The organism is Chitinophaga sp. Cy-1792 (assembly GCF_011752935.1).
GTDB lineage: Bacteria > Bacteroidota > Bacteroidia > Chitinophagales > Chitinophagaceae > Chitinophaga.
In genome coordinates this window covers 184,986-199,617 of sequence record NZ_VWWO01000001.1, presented here as the reverse complement: position 1 = coordinate 199,617, position 14,632 = coordinate 184,986, and the positions used below count along the sequence as shown (strand labels likewise).

Annotated in this window: 14 protein-coding genes; 6 read left to right on the top strand and 8 right to left on the bottom strand. The window is 45.2% G+C overall.

All coding sequences use genetic code 11. From position 1 onward, the window contains the following. Window positions 1–192 precede the first annotated feature (192 nt). A complete protein-coding gene (locus tag F3J22_RS00800) occupies window positions 193–1,572 on the top strand; it encodes a M20/M25/M40 family metallo-hydrolase (protein ID WP_167013329.1) in 1,380 nt (459 codons plus the stop codon). 23 nt (window positions 1,573–1,595) lie between these two features. Further along, window positions 1,596–1,991 (top strand): hypothetical protein, encoded by a 396-nt coding sequence (locus F3J22_RS00795; protein WP_167013327.1) that lies wholly within the window; start codon window positions 1,596–1,598, stop codon window positions 1,989–1,991. A gap of 36 nt (window positions 1,992–2,027) precedes the next feature. Here the strand turns inward: F3J22_RS00795 and F3J22_RS00790 are convergent, their stop codons facing one another. The 5 genes from F3J22_RS00790 to F3J22_RS00770 all read right to left on the bottom strand — a co-directional run bounded on the left by F3J22_RS00790 (window position 2,028) and on the right by F3J22_RS00770 (window position 7,350). After that, entirely contained in the window at window positions 2,028–2,735 is a 708-nt protein-coding gene (locus F3J22_RS00790) for an SAM-dependent methyltransferase (protein ID WP_167013325.1), read from the bottom strand. After that, window positions 2,735–3,499: an EI24 domain-containing protein gene (locus F3J22_RS00785; protein WP_167013323.1), complete on the bottom strand. Its 765-nt coding sequence runs from the start codon at window positions 3,497–3,499 to the stop codon at window positions 2,735–2,737. The genes F3J22_RS00790 and F3J22_RS00785 overlap by 1 nt, the downstream gene beginning before the upstream one ends. Window positions 3,500–3,641: 142 nt before the next feature. Beyond that, the gene (locus tag F3J22_RS00780) at window positions 3,642–4,655 is read right to left on the bottom strand and encodes a PorP/SprF family type IX secretion system membrane protein (protein WP_167013320.1); all 1,014 of its coding nucleotides are present in this window, start codon (window positions 4,653–4,655) and stop codon (window positions 3,642–3,644) included. Between the two features lie 166 nt (window positions 4,656–4,821). Further along, the gene (gene upp / locus F3J22_RS00775) at window positions 4,822–5,475 is read right to left on the bottom strand and encodes a uracil phosphoribosyltransferase (protein WP_167013318.1); all 654 of its coding nucleotides are present in this window, start codon (window positions 5,473–5,475) and stop codon (window positions 4,822–4,824) included. Window positions 5,476–5,520: 45 nt separating this feature from the next. Beyond that, window positions 5,521–7,350, bottom strand: a complete 1,830-nt coding sequence (locus F3J22_RS00770; RefSeq protein ID WP_167013316.1) for a VWA domain-containing protein — start codon at window positions 7,348–7,350, stop codon at window positions 5,521–5,523. A gap of 107 nt (window positions 7,351–7,457) precedes the next feature. Here F3J22_RS00770 and F3J22_RS00765 point away from each other — a divergent pair, with 107 nt between their 5' ends. Beyond that, a complete protein-coding gene (locus tag F3J22_RS00765) occupies window positions 7,458–8,552 on the top strand; it encodes an anhydro-N-acetylmuramic acid kinase (RefSeq protein ID WP_167013314.1) in 1,095 nt (364 codons plus the stop codon). 69 nt (window positions 8,553–8,621) lie between these two features. On the opposite strand, the gene ade is transcribed toward F3J22_RS00765, so the two are convergent. After that, window positions 8,622–10,259: an adenine deaminase gene (ade, locus tag F3J22_RS00760; protein ID WP_167013313.1), complete on the bottom strand. Its 1,638-nt coding sequence runs from the start codon at window positions 10,257–10,259 to the stop codon at window positions 8,622–8,624. A gap of 98 nt (window positions 10,260–10,357) precedes the next feature. Between ade and F3J22_RS00755 the strand changes: the two genes are divergently transcribed. Beyond that, window positions 10,358–11,161, top strand: coding sequence for a hypothetical protein (locus F3J22_RS00755; RefSeq protein ID WP_167013312.1), 804 nt, complete (start codon window positions 10,358–10,360; stop codon window positions 11,159–11,161). Window positions 11,162–11,215: 54 nt separating this feature from the next. Here F3J22_RS00755 and F3J22_RS00750 read toward each other — a convergent pair whose 3' ends face one another. After that, on the bottom strand, window positions 11,216–12,220 hold the full coding sequence (locus tag F3J22_RS00750; protein WP_167013311.1) for a WYL domain-containing protein: 1,005 nt from the start codon (window positions 12,218–12,220) through the stop codon (window positions 11,216–11,218). Window positions 12,221–12,358: 138 nt separating this feature from the next. Here F3J22_RS00750 and F3J22_RS00745 point away from each other — a divergent pair, with 138 nt between their 5' ends. Together F3J22_RS00745 and F3J22_RS00740 are read left to right on the top strand one after the other, a co-directional pair. Continuing rightward, window positions 12,359–12,712: a hypothetical protein gene (locus tag F3J22_RS00745; RefSeq protein ID WP_167013310.1), complete on the top strand. Its 354-nt coding sequence runs from the start codon at window positions 12,359–12,361 to the stop codon at window positions 12,710–12,712. 317 nt (window positions 12,713–13,029) lie between these two features. Then, window positions 13,030–13,665, top strand: a complete 636-nt coding sequence (locus F3J22_RS00740) for a peroxiredoxin (protein ID WP_167013309.1) — start codon at window positions 13,030–13,032, stop codon at window positions 13,663–13,665. 243 nt (window positions 13,666–13,908) lie between these two features. Here F3J22_RS00740 and F3J22_RS00735 read toward each other — a convergent pair whose 3' ends face one another. After that, window positions 13,909–14,631: an RluA family pseudouridine synthase gene (locus F3J22_RS00735; RefSeq protein ID WP_167013308.1), complete on the bottom strand. Its 723-nt coding sequence runs from the start codon at window positions 14,629–14,631 to the stop codon at window positions 13,909–13,911. Window position 14,632: the final 1 nt, after the last annotated feature.

The following is a 14,632-nucleotide window of genomic DNA, read 5'->3' as shown; positions in this document are numbered from 1 at the left end:
AATATTTATAGCGAAAAAGAAAAGCCTATAGTACAAAAAGCAGTAATATGTGCCCTTATCAGCTGCTTTTTTACTGTGCACCTACAAAGGTAAGGCTCAATTTTTAAATCCTTTTACCACACAAACCATTTTATTGTTATTTGTAGGTAAGAGCAGGATTAATTAGTTTTATCGTCAAACAGACCGACTTGTATGAGAAGATACCTTTTGCCAATTTTATTGACCTGCGCGGCGCCGGCAATGACCATGGCGCAACAGCAAGATTCAACTACGATTAAACATATTGCTAACGAAGTACTTACACATAGTACTGCCTACGAAAACCTCCGTGTACTCACCAAGCAGGTAGGTGGCCGTCTGGCAGGATCTCCGGGAATGGTGAAGGCGGAACAATGGGGAGTAGCGGCACTGAAGGCTGCTGGTGCGGATACCGTTTACCTGCAGGCTTGCATGGTGCCTCACTGGGTACGTGGCGCTCATGAAGAAGCCCGGATTATCTCCAAATTCAGGGATGTTACGCCTCCTTTAAACGTGCTGGCATTGGGTAACTCCGTTGGCAGCGGCGAAAACGGGGTAACGGCTCCTGTGCTCGAAGTAAGTTCCTTCGACGACCTGGAAGCTAAAAAAGACCAGGTGAAAGGCAAAATCGTTTTCTATAACTATGCCTTCAACCCAACTTTCATTAAAACATTCTATTCCTACGGGGATGCAGTGAAATATCGCGGACAAGGTGCCAGCCGTGCTGCCAAATATGGCGCACTGGCGGTAATCGTTCGTTCTATGTCGCATGGCGCCAATAACGAACCACATACCGGCTCCATGACTTACGATACGGCATATGCTAAAATTCCGGCAGTAGCGATTGGTTTACAGGATGCTGACCGCCTGAGTTCCAGACTGAAAGACGATCCGACTGCGCAGGTGTTTCTGCGTACCAACTGTGAAATGCTCCAGGATACCATTGGCCATAACGTAGTGGGAGAGCTGAAAGGCAGTAAATACCCTGACCAGTTCCTGACTGTAGGCGGCCACCTGGATTCGTGGGATGTAGCAGAAGGTGCACATGATGATGGTACCGGCTGCGTTCAGTCTATTGAAGTACTGCGTACCTTTAAGGCGCTGGGACTCCGTCCGGAACATACCCTCCGTGTAGTGCTGTTTGCCAATGAAGAAAATGGTACCCGCGGTGGTAAGAAATATGCCCAACTGGCGAAAGAACGTAATGAAAAGCACATTTTTGCACTGGAAAGCGATGCCGGCGGCTTTACGCCAAGAGGCTTCACCATGACAATGGACGCGGAGAAGAAAGCTAAAATCGCCAGCTGGCGCCCGCTTTTTGAGCCTTATGGCATCTACGACTTCGAAGAAGAAGGTGGCGGTGTGGACGTTGGCCAGCTGCACGCAGCTTTAGGTACGCCTATGGCCGAACTTTCACCAGACTCCCAGCGTTATTTCGATATTCATCACGCCCCGAATGATGTGTTTGAAAATGTGAACAAAAGAGAACTGGAACTGGGCGCCTTCGGGATGGCAGCACTGCTGTACATGGTGGATAAATACTTTAATTACTAACGTAAATCCATAAACTTACCCCCATGGGCCGATTTGTATTCATCGTCGTAACAGTCATTATATTGATCCTCGGCGGCATCTTTTTTTATAAATTCTACTTCGTATTTGGAAAGGGTGTAAAGGCAGGAGAGCTGAACTATTTTGTACAGAAGGGATATATCTTCAAAACCTATGAAGGAAAGATCATCCAGTCGGGATATAAAGGCCAGACCTCCGGAACAATTCAGTCCAACGAATTCCAGTTTTCAGTAACAGATGAAAATATCGCCAGCAGGCTGATGACTGCCAGCGGTAAAGTAGTGGAACTGCATTACAAGGAATACCTGGGAGCAATTCCATGGCGTGGATTCAGTCCGTTTATCGTGGATAGTATTATTTCAATTTCAGATCCGAATCAGGGAAGAAACCCGATTCCATAAAAAAAGGCCTCTACTCAGTAGAGGCCTTTTTTATAATCAGCTATTGGCGTCCAGCAGGAATATCGCCGGTTTCTTATGCAGTTCCGGTATGGCTTTGCGCCATTCCTTCACTGTTTTTGTTTTGATGAATTCTTCCGGACCGGTGATATCTGCCGCTATACATACACGTGTATAGTCTTTGCAGTTATCCAGGATATCTTTCAGCAGTTGGTTATTCCGGTAAGGCGTTTCTATAAACAACTGTGTCTGTTTCTTTTTGATGGATTGTAATTCCAGGTCTTTGATGGCGCTGGTGCGCTCGTGCGGTTTGATAGGAAGATATCCTACGAACTGGAAGTTCTGACCGTTCATGCCGGAGGCCATCAGGGCCAGCAGCATAGAGTTGGGGCCTACCATCGGCACCACAGGAGCATCAATGCTGTGCGCGGCCTGTACAATGAGATGGCCGGGATCTGCTACCGCAGGGCAGCCGGCTTCACTGATTACACCTATATCTGTTCCTTCTTTTAAATATTTGATGGCCAGCGCTGTATCCGGCAACTGGTTTTCGTGCATGGGCAGTAACTGCAATGCATCTATGTTGATCTGCCTGTCCAGCGCCTTCAGGTACCGGCGGGCAGTCCGCTCATTTTCTACATAAAAAACCCTTAGCTGCTGTACCAGTGGTGTTACGTACGCCGGAATACTATAGAGGGCATCGGCACTCAGCACGGTAGGAATCAGGTACACTTTGCCGATAGACATTATCTCAGTTTTTTGTTTTGTAAATCAATAGTAGCCGCTATTACAGCGTAAGAAGGCGCCAGCACCCAGCCAACAACCGGTATCAGCATAAAGAAACAAAATACCAGGCCATTACCTAATGCCATCCCTCTATGCTGACGTATAAACGTAATACTTTGCGACATGTTCAGTCGGTGACGTTCACAGCTGTAATCCATCATCGAAAACCCATAGAAATAGCATTCTATAAAGAACCCTATCATCGGCGTAATCCAGCCTACAACAGGAATAAAGGACACAATCAGCAATATGAGTATGGCGCCTGTCTGGTACACCATATTCCGGCACGACATCTTAATCCCTCTCAGCATATCTGAAAACAGCTGTTTCCAGCTGAATGGAAAATCGCGGTGCTCCAGTATAGCTTCTGTTTTTTCTGATAACCAGGAAAAAATAGGAGAGCCCAGTATGAGAAATAAATATTTGAATATAGAGAGATACCAGAATAGAAAAATGATGGTGATGGCCCATTCCACCAGGATATACAAGAAGCTTACCCAGCTGCTTTCCAGGTCAGCGATCCATTCCCTGATATGGAAAAATACGGTGAGGTATTCCACGAAATCCCGGGAATAGTTAAATACAAAATATAACCCTGTCAGAAATAAAATAGCATAGATAACACCAGGAATGATAATCCACTTCCACAAATTGTGCTGCTTGATGAATTGATGCGCTTTTCCGTAGGACTGAATAGCAGACAGCACTTCTCTGAATGAAAACAAAGTATGAACAGTTTTATCGTAAACAGATTGGGTTTGGCCCTCTAAAGTTAAGGATCACGAAACTAGCGAAAATCCTCCATAATAATAAACCCGGTCTTGCGGACCGGGTTTATTATTTATGATGTCTTGATAAATATTTTTATTAGAACCTGGGACAGAGTGTTTTATACTTGTTCATCTGGTTTTTGGTGTGGATGTATATCAGGGAGAGTTCAAGACCTCCGCGATAGTTGGACGCAGGTTTCAGTGTAGAAACGTTGGTGTCGTATGTGAGACCTATCTGGAAACCTTTGATCTCCATGCCTACGTAAGGGATCACCGCATCTTTCCAGCGATACCAGCTACCAACGTAGAATACGGTAGGGTTATCGTCTACTTCATCCAGTGTAAAGCCATAGGCGCCACCAAAGGTGAATTCTGATGCAGTGCTCTGTTTCATATACAGTATGCTTCCGTGAATCCTGTCTTTCCCATTTACCGGAGCAGAACCCCCGCCATGGATAGTCCAGCGGTAGCTCAACCTGTTATTGGTCATGTTCATGAAAGATTCAGTAGGCTGTGTAATATGATAGTAAGATACGCCTGCGTAGATATTGGTAGATTCTCCGATTAACCCGTTATAAAGTATACCAACGTTAGGGTCGAAATAGGAGATCTTAGGATTGATCAGTGTTTCGCCGCTTGGTATTGATGGGTTATATCCGTTGTTGTCAATCTGATTTTCAAAGCGGAGTTTGTCGTTGTCCACACGTTTCTGCACCAGGGTACCTTGTAAACCGATTGCCAGTGTATGGTTACCTTCCGGATCGAGGCCTTTATGGTAGGCCGTGCTGGCCGACAGGTAAGAGGAGGTCAGTGCACCGCCGCCAGTGCGGTCGTACATGGCCATCAAACCTACGCCCCAGATATCTGTGTAGGAAATCACATTTTTCAATATCCCAAAGTCAATTGCTGCGGTACCGGTCACAAATGGAGTAGAAATACTTCTCCATTGAGAACGATAGTTACCAGACAGACGATAATCGCCTGAAAATAAACCTGTAAAAGCCGGGTTAAGGGTAAGTGGCGAAGCAAAAAACTGTGAGAAGTGCGGATCTTGCGCCCGCAATGAATTTAAACTGAAGAATATGGTCAGGAATAGTAAAGCTCTTTTCATAAGGTTTAAGCTTATGCATAGGGTTTATGCGTTGTGGTGAAGGTACATCTTTTTAGTCATATCTCAAATTAAATAAATGTATAAAAAGTATTATACCGACAAAAAAACGGATATACGAAGCCGTGACATGCACAACTCCGTATATCCGTTAAACGTTAAAGTATGACTATTGTTGTATTTTATTTCCGAATGCCAGATCTCCGGCATCACCGAGTCCTGGAACGATATAGCCTTTTGCAGTCAGCTCATCATCAATATCTCCAGCCCAGATGGTAAGGTTGGATTTGGTGTTTCTTAATACATATTCGATACCAACGGTGCAGGCAATAGCTACTACCAGGTGAATATGAGAAGGTTTACCGATCTCTTCCAGGTGTTCGATCGTTTTAACCAGGGAAGCTCCGGTAGCCAGCATCGGGTCGGACACGATCAGCACCTGACCTTCGATGGATGGACTGCTCACATATTCCAGGTTAATATCAAAAGAACCATCATGATTATGTTTGCGATAAGCAGAAATAAAAGCGTGGTCTGCCTTATCGAAGTAATGCAGTAAACCCTGATGCAGTGCGAGTCCTGCACGCAGGATAGTTGCCAATACCGGCTGTTCTTTCAGCACGCGGCACTTTGCAATACCCAGCGGAGTAGTGATATCTTTCTCTACATATTCCAGTGTTTTACTGATTTCATACGCTGCCACTTCACCTACACGCTCCATATTACGTCTGAAACGCATGCGGTCATGCTGCACATCAACGTTTCTGATTTCACTGAGCCATTCACCTACCAGCGAATTAGTTTCACTTAAATTAATTACCATTTGTTTGCACTTTGAGGCGGCAAATTACCGAAAATTGTTGATTGCTCATTTTTTAAGCAGCCGCGCTTTTTTGACCAGTTGCAGAAACTCGCTCCTGTAGCCCTCAGGATCATCTCCCTTGGCACTGGTAGCCCAGGCCAGTATATCATCATAGGTAGCCTTACCCTTAAAGCTGGATTCCCGGAGCAACTGCCCGAAGGTGGCCACAGCAGCTGCCATTCTGAAATCGGCATCCATATTATTTATGGCCGCAGCCCTGTTGCCAAGGGAAACCTGCAATAGCTTGCTTTTCGTAGAGGAGGGCTCTTTATAACGAACTTTTACAGTCAGTAATTCTTTGCTGGTACCGGTTACAGATTGCTGATACTTCAATGGATCTACCCAGTTGACAGGCTTTTCTTTACTTCCCGCCGGGATAATTTCATATAAAGCTGTTACAGTATGGCCGGCGCCCATATCTCCGGCGTCTTTTTTATCATTATTAAAATCCTCTGTGTTCAATAACCTGTTTTCATAACCCACCAGTCTGTAAGACTGTACCGTAGCAGGATTGAACTCTACCTGCAGCTTTACATCCTTGGCAATGGTGAATAGCGTTCCGCCAAATTCTGTTTCAAAAATTCTTCTGGCTTCTTCGTAGCTGTCGATATATGCATAGTTGCCATTACCTTTATCGGCAAGGGTTTCCATTTTGTCATCCTTGATATTGCCCATCCCAAAACCTAATACAGACAAGGATATACCTCTTTCCCTTTCTTTTTCAATAAGACGTTCCAGTTCACCGTTGCCGCTTACACCTACGTTGAAATCTCCGTCAGTGGCGAGTATTACCCGGTTGTTTCCTTTGGGAAGAAAGTTTTTTGCAGCAATATCATAGGCCAGCTGAATGCCCTGGCCTCCGTTTGTGGAGCCACCGGCCTCCAATTTGTTTAATGCGGCGAGAATTTTCTCTTTGTGGGCACCACTGGTGGCCGGTAGTACTACTCCGGCTGCGCCTGCGTATACAACGATTGATACTTTATCCTGTGGTCTTAATTGTTTTACCAGGATTTCCATGGCACGCTTTACCAGCGGCAGCTTGTTGGGTTCATCCATAGAACCGGAAACATCTAGCAGGAATACCAGGTTGCTGGAAGGTAAGTTTTTGGTTTCCACTGTTTTACCCTGAATGCCAATGCGTACCAGCTGATGGTCCTTATTCCAGGGACATACCGCCATATCTGCTACAATGGCCACCGGCGCCTCTCCTGTGGGTTGTGGATAATGGTAATCAAAATAATTGATCATCTCTTCCACCCTTATTGCATCGGCAGGAGGAAGCTGGCCATTGTTCAGAAAACGCCTGATATTACTGTAGGATGCCCTGTCTACATCTGCACTGAAAGTACTCAAAGGCTGATCTATGGCATTATGGAAGGTATTTTCATTGATCGTGCCGTAGGCTTCCGTATTGGCATCCTGCCCCTGCATGGAGGAATAGTATCCTGCAAAGGGGGTGGACTTAACAGATTCATAGGAAGATGCTACCTTTCTTCTGACAGGAGCATAGCCGGTTACAGCTATCTCCTTCAATGTCCTGTTATCCTGTTGCAGCGCTATAACTGTATCAGCGCCAGCGTTCAGCGTTAACTCCTGGTTCAGGTATCCTACGAATGAAACCTGTACTACCGCGCTTGCGGTTTTGATTTTCAGCTTCCATCGTCCTTTGATATCGGTCGCCACAGCTGTTTTGGTGTTTTTGACCTGAACGGTAACACCCGGTAGCAGATCACCGGTCTGGCTATCTTTTACTGTGCCGGATATTTCTCCGGATTGGGCCTTCAGGGCCATTGCAGATATCATCATACAGATGACCATTGCGAGTATTTTTTTCATGGCGTAGCTGTTTTGTAGGCACATGATGCCGGCGGATATATCAATTCCATAAATCCTTAAAAAAATTCTTTAGGTAGATGATTTACCTTTGCTGAAATTTTTTTCAGATGGTATATAATGTGATAGGCACCATGTCGGGCAGCTCACTGGATGGACTGGATATTGTGTTTGCGGAGCTGACAGAGATACGTGGACAATGGACATACATCATCAAGGCATCGGAAAGTTTGCCTTATGAGCAGGAATGGGTAGATAAGCTGGCTAATGCTACCAGCTTGTCGGCGCGTGATTACCTGCTGCTGCATAGCGAATACGGTCATTACAACGGCCATCGTATCAATAAATTTATTGAGGCTAATCAACTGGACCATAAAGTCCACTTTATTGCCTCTCATGGTCATACTACTTTTCATATGCCTGCGGGTAAGATGACGGCCCAGCTGGGTGATGGCGCCGCTATAGCGGCGGTTACCAAGCTGCCGGTTATCAGTGATTTACGTGCTATGGACGTGGCTTTGGGTGGTCAGGGTGCACCAATTGTACCTATTGGAGAAAAATATCTCTTCCCTGGTTACCAGTATTACCTGAACCTGGGTGGTATCGCCAATATCTCTGCTGTATTGCCGGATGGCTTTACTGCATTTGATGTTTGTCCGGCAAACCGTGTCCTGAACGGCCTTGTAGCAGCATTGAACCGTGCATATGATGCTGGTGGCGAATTAGCTGCCGGCGGGGTTACCGACCATGATCTGCTGGATAAACTAAATGCACTGGCATATTATAATGAACCATGGCCTAAGTCGCTGGCGAATGATTTCGGCACGGCTACCATCCTGCCAATGTTTGATGCATTGCGTATTTCTGTGCAGGGTAAACTGAATACCTATGTAGAGCATATCGCTATTCAGATTGCCAATGCAGTGGCTTCGCTGAAATTAAAAATGGACGATCCGGCAGCACCGGCTAAAATGCTGATTACTGGCGGAGGTACACTGAATACCTATCTTATCAGCCGTATCCGCGTACATCTTCAATCACTGGATGTAGAAGTGGCAGTACCTGATGAAGGAACAATTAATTATAAAGAAGCGCTGATTATGGCGTTGATCGGCACGTTACGCTGGAGACAGGAAGAAAATGTATTGTCTTCCGTAACAGGCGCTGAAAGAGATAGTATCGGCGGTGCCTTGTGGGTACAATAGTATTTTTTATAAATATAAAACCTGCGTTCAATATTTAAATGAACGCAGGTTTTTTTATTTAAATAAGATTTATTTTAATTCCTGGTCTACAAACGTAAAGGTATCTCCGTCGAAAAGCCCTTTATCACTCAGTTTCAGATGAGGAATTACCAGGAGTGCCATAAACGACAGTGTCATATATGGAGAGGCAAGTGTTGATCCTATTCCTTTGGCAGCACGGTCCATAGCACTGTATTTGGAAGATATCGTATATCCGTCAAGGTTAGACATCAGGCCTGCTACCGGTAGTGCCAGTACATCCATGCCAGACTTGCTGACTACACTGATTCCACCTTTGGCTGCAATGACTGCGTTGATAGCAGTACATAAACTTTGATCATCTGCCCCAACAGCAATAATATTATGACTGTCGTGCGCCACAGACGAAGCGATAGCGCCTTCTTTCAGTCCAAATCCTTTAATAAAGGACATTGCCACGGGGGCGTTGGTATATCTGTTTACCACAGCGAGTTTCAGCACATCCTGTTTGGTGTCGCTCTGAACGTTACCATTTACAGGGTGTAATACTGCACTGAGTTTATCGGTGATCAGTTCTCCTTCAATAGCGCCAATTACAGGAACGGTAACACTTTCGCTGGTACATGGCATAAAGAAATCAACTACATTTTTCGGATCGCAGTCGAAATTGTTTATTGGAGCAACTTCTACTGAATTTATAAGCGTACGGCCATTTTCAGCAACTTTAACCCCATTGATCCAGGTGCCAAGTACGTTGAAGTTTTTCAGGTCATCTACCAGGATAAAATCTGCGGCATCGTCTACGCGGAGTAATCCGTTATCCAGCTGGTAATGTAATACGGGGTTTACACAGGCGGCGCGCAGTACTTTGAAGAGGTCGTTACCCTTTGCCAGTGCGCGTTTTACAAGCAGATTGATATGGCCTTCCTCGAGATTGTCCGGGTGCTTGTCGTCACTGCAGAACATGATTTTCTCGTAATAATCCGGCAGGAGGGGGATGAGTGCTTCGAAATTTTTGGCGGCACTACCTTCTCTGATGAGGATATGCATGCCATAGGAGAGCTTTTCACGGGCTTCTTCAATGGTAAAGCATTCGTGGTCAGTGCTGATACCTGCCTGAATATAATTGCGGGCATCTTCGCCACGGAGGCCTGGCGCATGGCCATCCACGGGCTTATTCATGGATTTGGCAGCGGCTATTTTGGCCATTACTTCCGGGTCTTTATGTAATACTCCCGGAAAATTCATCATTTCCGTGAGGTATTTGATATCGTTTCTGAGGAGCAGACTGGCAACAGCGGCAGCGTCAATGGTGGCGCCGGCAGTTTCGAATACTGTTGCCGGAACGCAGGAAGGGGCGCCGAAATTGAATTTAAAGGGGACTTGTTTCCCATTTTCGAGCATATATTCCACACCGGGAACACCTAATACGTTCGCTATTTCGTGAGGATCACTGATCGTTGCTACGGTGCCATGTACTACTGCGAGCCGGGCAAATTCCGAAGGAATCAGCATGGAGCTTTCTACGTGTACATGCGCATCCGTGAAGCCCGGCATAATATAGCCCTCGCAGGGCTCATGGAGGCGGGTGATCTGCCGGATGTGACCGTCTTGTATTTGTACCCTGGCCGGGTATATTTCCTGTTGCAGTACATCCACCAGGTTTGCAGTAATTTCAAAGCTATTCATTCCGTAAATCTAAGTAATAGCACGGAGTTTGACAGAAAGGAATAAGAAGAATTTGGTGGAACCCTTTTTTGGTTATCTTTAATCGATAAATTGCTTGTATGAAAGTAACTAAATATTTAAGTTTTGCAGTGCTGCTACTGATAGCATTGACTAATACTGCATTCGGACAAACACTCACAGATATTCTGAATAAACACTATGCGGCCCTTGGCGGAATTGCAAAAATTTCCAGTGTCAAAACCCAATATATGGAAGGTACTACCAGTGCCGACGGTAAGAATATTGACTATAAAAGGTGGGGCCTCAATGATAAGGCGATGCGCCTGCAGTTTGAAGTGATGGGTACTACCAATGTACAGGTAGTAACGGACAAAAGCGGCTGGGTGTTGATGCCGGTGATGATGCAGACATCCCCACAGGATATGGACGCAGCCACGCTGAATGCCATGAAACCTATGCTGGACCTCACCGGTAGCGAATTATATAATTATACCGCTAAAGGAAAGACACTGAGCCTGATAGGTAAGGATACTGTTAATGCAAAACCTGCCTACAAAATTAAAGTAGTAACCAAAGAGGGTAATGTCGGATATGTGTTTTTAGATGCTGAATCTTATTACATTGTAAGAGCAGAAAATACCCTGAAACTGGGTGGTCAGGAGCAAAAGATGGTTTCTGATTTCTCTGATTTCAGAAAGACACCGGATGGATACGTTTATCCTGCAAAAAGTACACAGGGAGCGCAGGGTGGCATGATTACCATGACTATCGACAAGATGGAAATAAACAAGCCAATTGATGAAAGCATGTTTGCCAAACCGGCTGCCGCGCCAGGTGAGGTTCCGCCTCCACCGGCTGCACCATTGGTAGTGCCTTCACAGCCTAAAAGCGCCAAGAACTAATTTGATTTTATATGTTGAAAAATCCCGTCTCTACTGAGTGGAGACGGGATTTTTTTATTTGTAGTTGGCCAGCATATTGCCGGCTTCCTCTTTCATTTTGTCGGTGAGCGATGCCGGTTTGAGGACTTTCACGTTACTGCCGTAGGAGAGCAGTGTCATGATAAGTTCATGATTGATAACTACGTTGAGTGCAATCTGGCATTCTTTCTCGCTATCCTTTATTACTTTCTGGGAAGCATGGATAGGCTGTGATTTGATGTATTTCGCCTGTCGTGGTGTGAAGGCGAGGAGTACCTGTTCCGGTTCGCCGTCATGCACGGTGATGCCGATCGCATGTTGAAAGTAGCTGGCGTCATCAAAATTTTTCTCATCGAAATTTTGCATGGTGGGCCATAATTTGACGATACGGTCGAGGGCGAAGGTACGGAGGCCATCACCGGTGTTTTGCAGGCTTTTACCTATAAGATAGAAGCGGTGCTGGTATTCCCGGAGGTGATAAGGTTCTACGCGGTATTCTTTTGGTTCGTCTCTGTCGAAAGACTGATAGGCGATACGAATGACTTCCAGTTTTTTGATGGCGTCTACGATTTCCGGAATATGTTCGGCGCCTTTGTACTGAGAGGTACGGGCAAATTTGATAAGACCTTGATGTTGAAGGTTTTCCCTGTTTATTTTCAGGCTGGCGGCTATTTTCAGGATAGCATCTTCAAATTGCTGTACAACAGGCAGGCTACGGAACTGTTCGAGGATACCGATGGCAATTTCGAGTCCCTGCAGGTCAGCTTCTTCAATAGGAAGCTGGCTGATGGAGTAATTATCATCAGCATACCGATAGGTTTTGGACGCGCGATCATAAATGATGGGCGCCATATAGTTCAGCTCCGGATCCTGCCGCATGTCCTGGATATCTTTCTGGATGGTGCGGGTAGATACTTCGACGCCCATTTTGTCGGAAACATAGGCAATAAGTGCTTCCAGGGTGGGTTTCGCTGATCGTTTATTGCGTAATCGTTCGTCGAGCCAGCGATAACGCGAGAGTGCATCTTTATTTTTTGGCACAAACAAAAAATTTAGGTTTTAAAAATACACAATTCCGCCATAGGAGCGGCCGTTTAAAAAAAATTAAAGGAGATTTCACTACGCATATCCCTTGCGTAACGGCGGCGTAAATTTGTATTGTAATTAAAACCTACGGTGATGGAAACAGCACAAACTACAAACAGGAACCGGCAGCCAATACATATCGGAGCTATCCTGCAGCGTGTGAACTGGCTGGAGATGGACGAGGCTGCGGAAGAGAAGGGAAAAGTTATCACAATGCCTGTCAGAACGTTGGAACCGGATACACCGGTACCTCCACCAGCAGCCAGAAAAGATATTAACCGGAAAATCCGCCAGTGTGTAAAAAACCTGGAACGCAATTACGACTTATACCTCGGATACCTCGAATTAGAGCTGGAAGATGAAGCTGCCCGTCAGGAAGCTGATTTGACGGACGATATGAAGTTCAGTCTTGCCTATTATGCCTGGCAGCTGCATCGCACAGCCTGATTTTTTATAGTACGATTACCTGACCAGAAATAGAGAAATAATTAAACGCGGGCCATTTTCTTCCATGGCAGACATTTACACAAACCAAACTGCTGGTTTGAATGGCTGCAGGACTATTGTTAACCCCCATAATGGCCTGTTCTGTATATCGTTTATCCAGATGAATTAACCCTAATCTATCCTTTTTAAGGACCATTGTTTGTTAACCCCTTATTTTCCTTTAATCATAATTTAATGGGAAAAAAAGAAAAAAGTTACTTTAAAGTCTATAACTTTTGTAGGAAAATACTATTTTTGGTCAAGTAAATCGTAAAACTATGAGTTTAAGACTGGGCGACACTGCTCCCAACTTTACAGCAAAAACGACATTAGGAGAAATAAATTTTTACGATTACCTTGGTGATTCCTGGGGCGTATTGTTCTCGCATCCTGCAGACTTTACACCTGTGTGTACTACCGAGTTGGGTAAAACAGCGCTGCTCAGCAATGAGTTTGCTAAACGCAATGTAAAAGTGCTGGCCCTCAGCGTTGACCCGCTGGATAAACATCAAAGCTGGATCGGTGATATTAACGAAACTCAACACTGCGACGTTAACTTCCCTATCATTGCTGATGAAGACAAAACAGTGGCCAACCTGTATGGCATGATTCATCCTAATGCCTCAGAAACCTTTACTGTCAGATCCCTGTTCATCATCGGACCTGATAAAAAGGTAAAACTCATGATCACTTACCCGGCTTCAACCGGCAGAAACTTCTTCGAAGTACTGCGTGTGATCGACTCACTCCAGCTCACTGCTCAGTATAGCGTTGCTACACCTGCAGACTGGAAAGATGGTGAAGATGTTATCGTTACGGCTGCTGTGCCTACCGCCGACATCCCTGAACGTTTTCCGAAAGGCCACAAAATCATTAAGCCTTACCTGAGAACAACACCACAACCTAACAAATAATTCTACCGGAACATTTGCTCCACCACCAGGCAAATCGTTTTTTCCGATAAAGATTTTTTAATGGTTGGTTTTTGATTTTTACGAAACGGGGATTTCTCCCCGTTTTTTTTATGCCTATAACTAATTGTACGCAGGTTTATCTGGGAAGAAAGCAAAACACAATCATCTCCTCCATCATCTCCCGGAAAACAAAAAAAGACCGCATAAAGCGGTCTCTCTTAAAAAATATCTCTGCAGGAAAAATTACCCTTTATGCTTTCTCAACTGATTCAGCACCGCCGCCATATCCTTCGGCAAAGGCGCTTCCACAGTATGTTCCACACCCTGCTGGTCTTTAAATACCAACATAGCGGCATGCAACGCCAGTCTGCTCAATAAAGGTCTTTCTTCTTCCGTATGTTTACCCAGCTTGAATTTCTTCTTGATGGTACTCAGTTTCACCGGTTCTCCATTGCCATACAGCTCATCTACTGCAATGGGATGGCCCAGGAACTTCATATGTACCCTGATCTGGTGCGTGCGACCCGTATGGATCTGCATTCTGACCAGGCTAAACAGTCCAAACTCTTCCTGCACCTCATAGTCCGTGAGTGAAGCCTTTCCTTTACGGTTGGTAACCATCTTGCCCTTCTGAACAGGATGTTCCATAATGCCTTCGTTTACACTGCCTTTCTTCGGAATTATCTGGCCACTAACGATACCGAGATAAAACTTCTTCACATCCCTGCTTTCAAACAGCTGGGAATAGTATTTATGGGCAGCTTCGTTCCGGGCAAAAAGGATAATACCACTGGTATCACGGTCGAGCCTGTGAACAGTGAATATTTCACCAAAGGCCTTCTTCATCACTGCATTCAGTGACGTAAGCTCATTATCATGACGATCAGGTAATGTTAGCATTCCTGATGGTTTGTTGACAATGACAAAGTCTGGTGTTTCTAATATAATATGCTCTTCTATACGCATT

Excerpts from the sequence above, each read along its gene's own strand:
- F3J22_RS00780 (WP_167013320.1), bottom strand. The coding sequence starts at position 4,655 with ATGAAAAGAGCTTTACTATTCCTGACCATATTCTTCAGTTTAAATTCA.
- ade (WP_167013313.1), bottom strand. The coding sequence starts at position 10,259 with ATGAATAGCTTTGAAATTACTGCAAACCTGGTGGATGTACTGCAACAG.
- F3J22_RS00740 (WP_167013309.1), top strand. The coding sequence starts at position 13,030 with ATGAGTTTAAGACTGGGCGACACTGCTCCCAACTTTACAGCAAAAACG.
- F3J22_RS00745 (WP_167013310.1), top strand. The coding sequence starts at position 12,359 with ATGGAAACAGCACAAACTACAAACAGGAACCGGCAGCCAATACATATC.
- F3J22_RS00735 (WP_167013308.1), bottom strand. The coding sequence starts at position 14,631 with ATGCGTATAGAAGAGCATATTATATTAGAAACACCAGACTTTGTCATT.
- F3J22_RS00770 (WP_167013316.1), bottom strand. The coding sequence starts at position 7,350 with ATGAAAAAAATACTCGCAATGGTCATCTGTATGATGATATCTGCAATG.
- F3J22_RS00795 (WP_167013327.1), top strand. The coding sequence starts at position 1,596 with ATGGGCCGATTTGTATTCATCGTCGTAACAGTCATTATATTGATCCTC.
- F3J22_RS00755 (WP_167013312.1), top strand. The coding sequence starts at position 10,358 with ATGAAAGTAACTAAATATTTAAGTTTTGCAGTGCTGCTACTGATAGCA.
- F3J22_RS00765 (WP_167013314.1), top strand. The coding sequence starts at position 7,458 with ATGGTATATAATGTGATAGGCACCATGTCGGGCAGCTCACTGGATGGA.
- F3J22_RS00790 (WP_167013325.1), bottom strand. The coding sequence starts at position 2,735 with ATGTCTATCGGCAAAGTGTACCTGATTCCTACCGTGCTGAGTGCCGAT.
- upp (WP_167013318.1), bottom strand. The coding sequence starts at position 5,475 with ATGGTAATTAATTTAAGTGAAACTAATTCGCTGGTAGGTGAATGGCTC.
- F3J22_RS00800 (WP_167013329.1), top strand. The coding sequence starts at position 193 with ATGAGAAGATACCTTTTGCCAATTTTATTGACCTGCGCGGCGCCGGCA.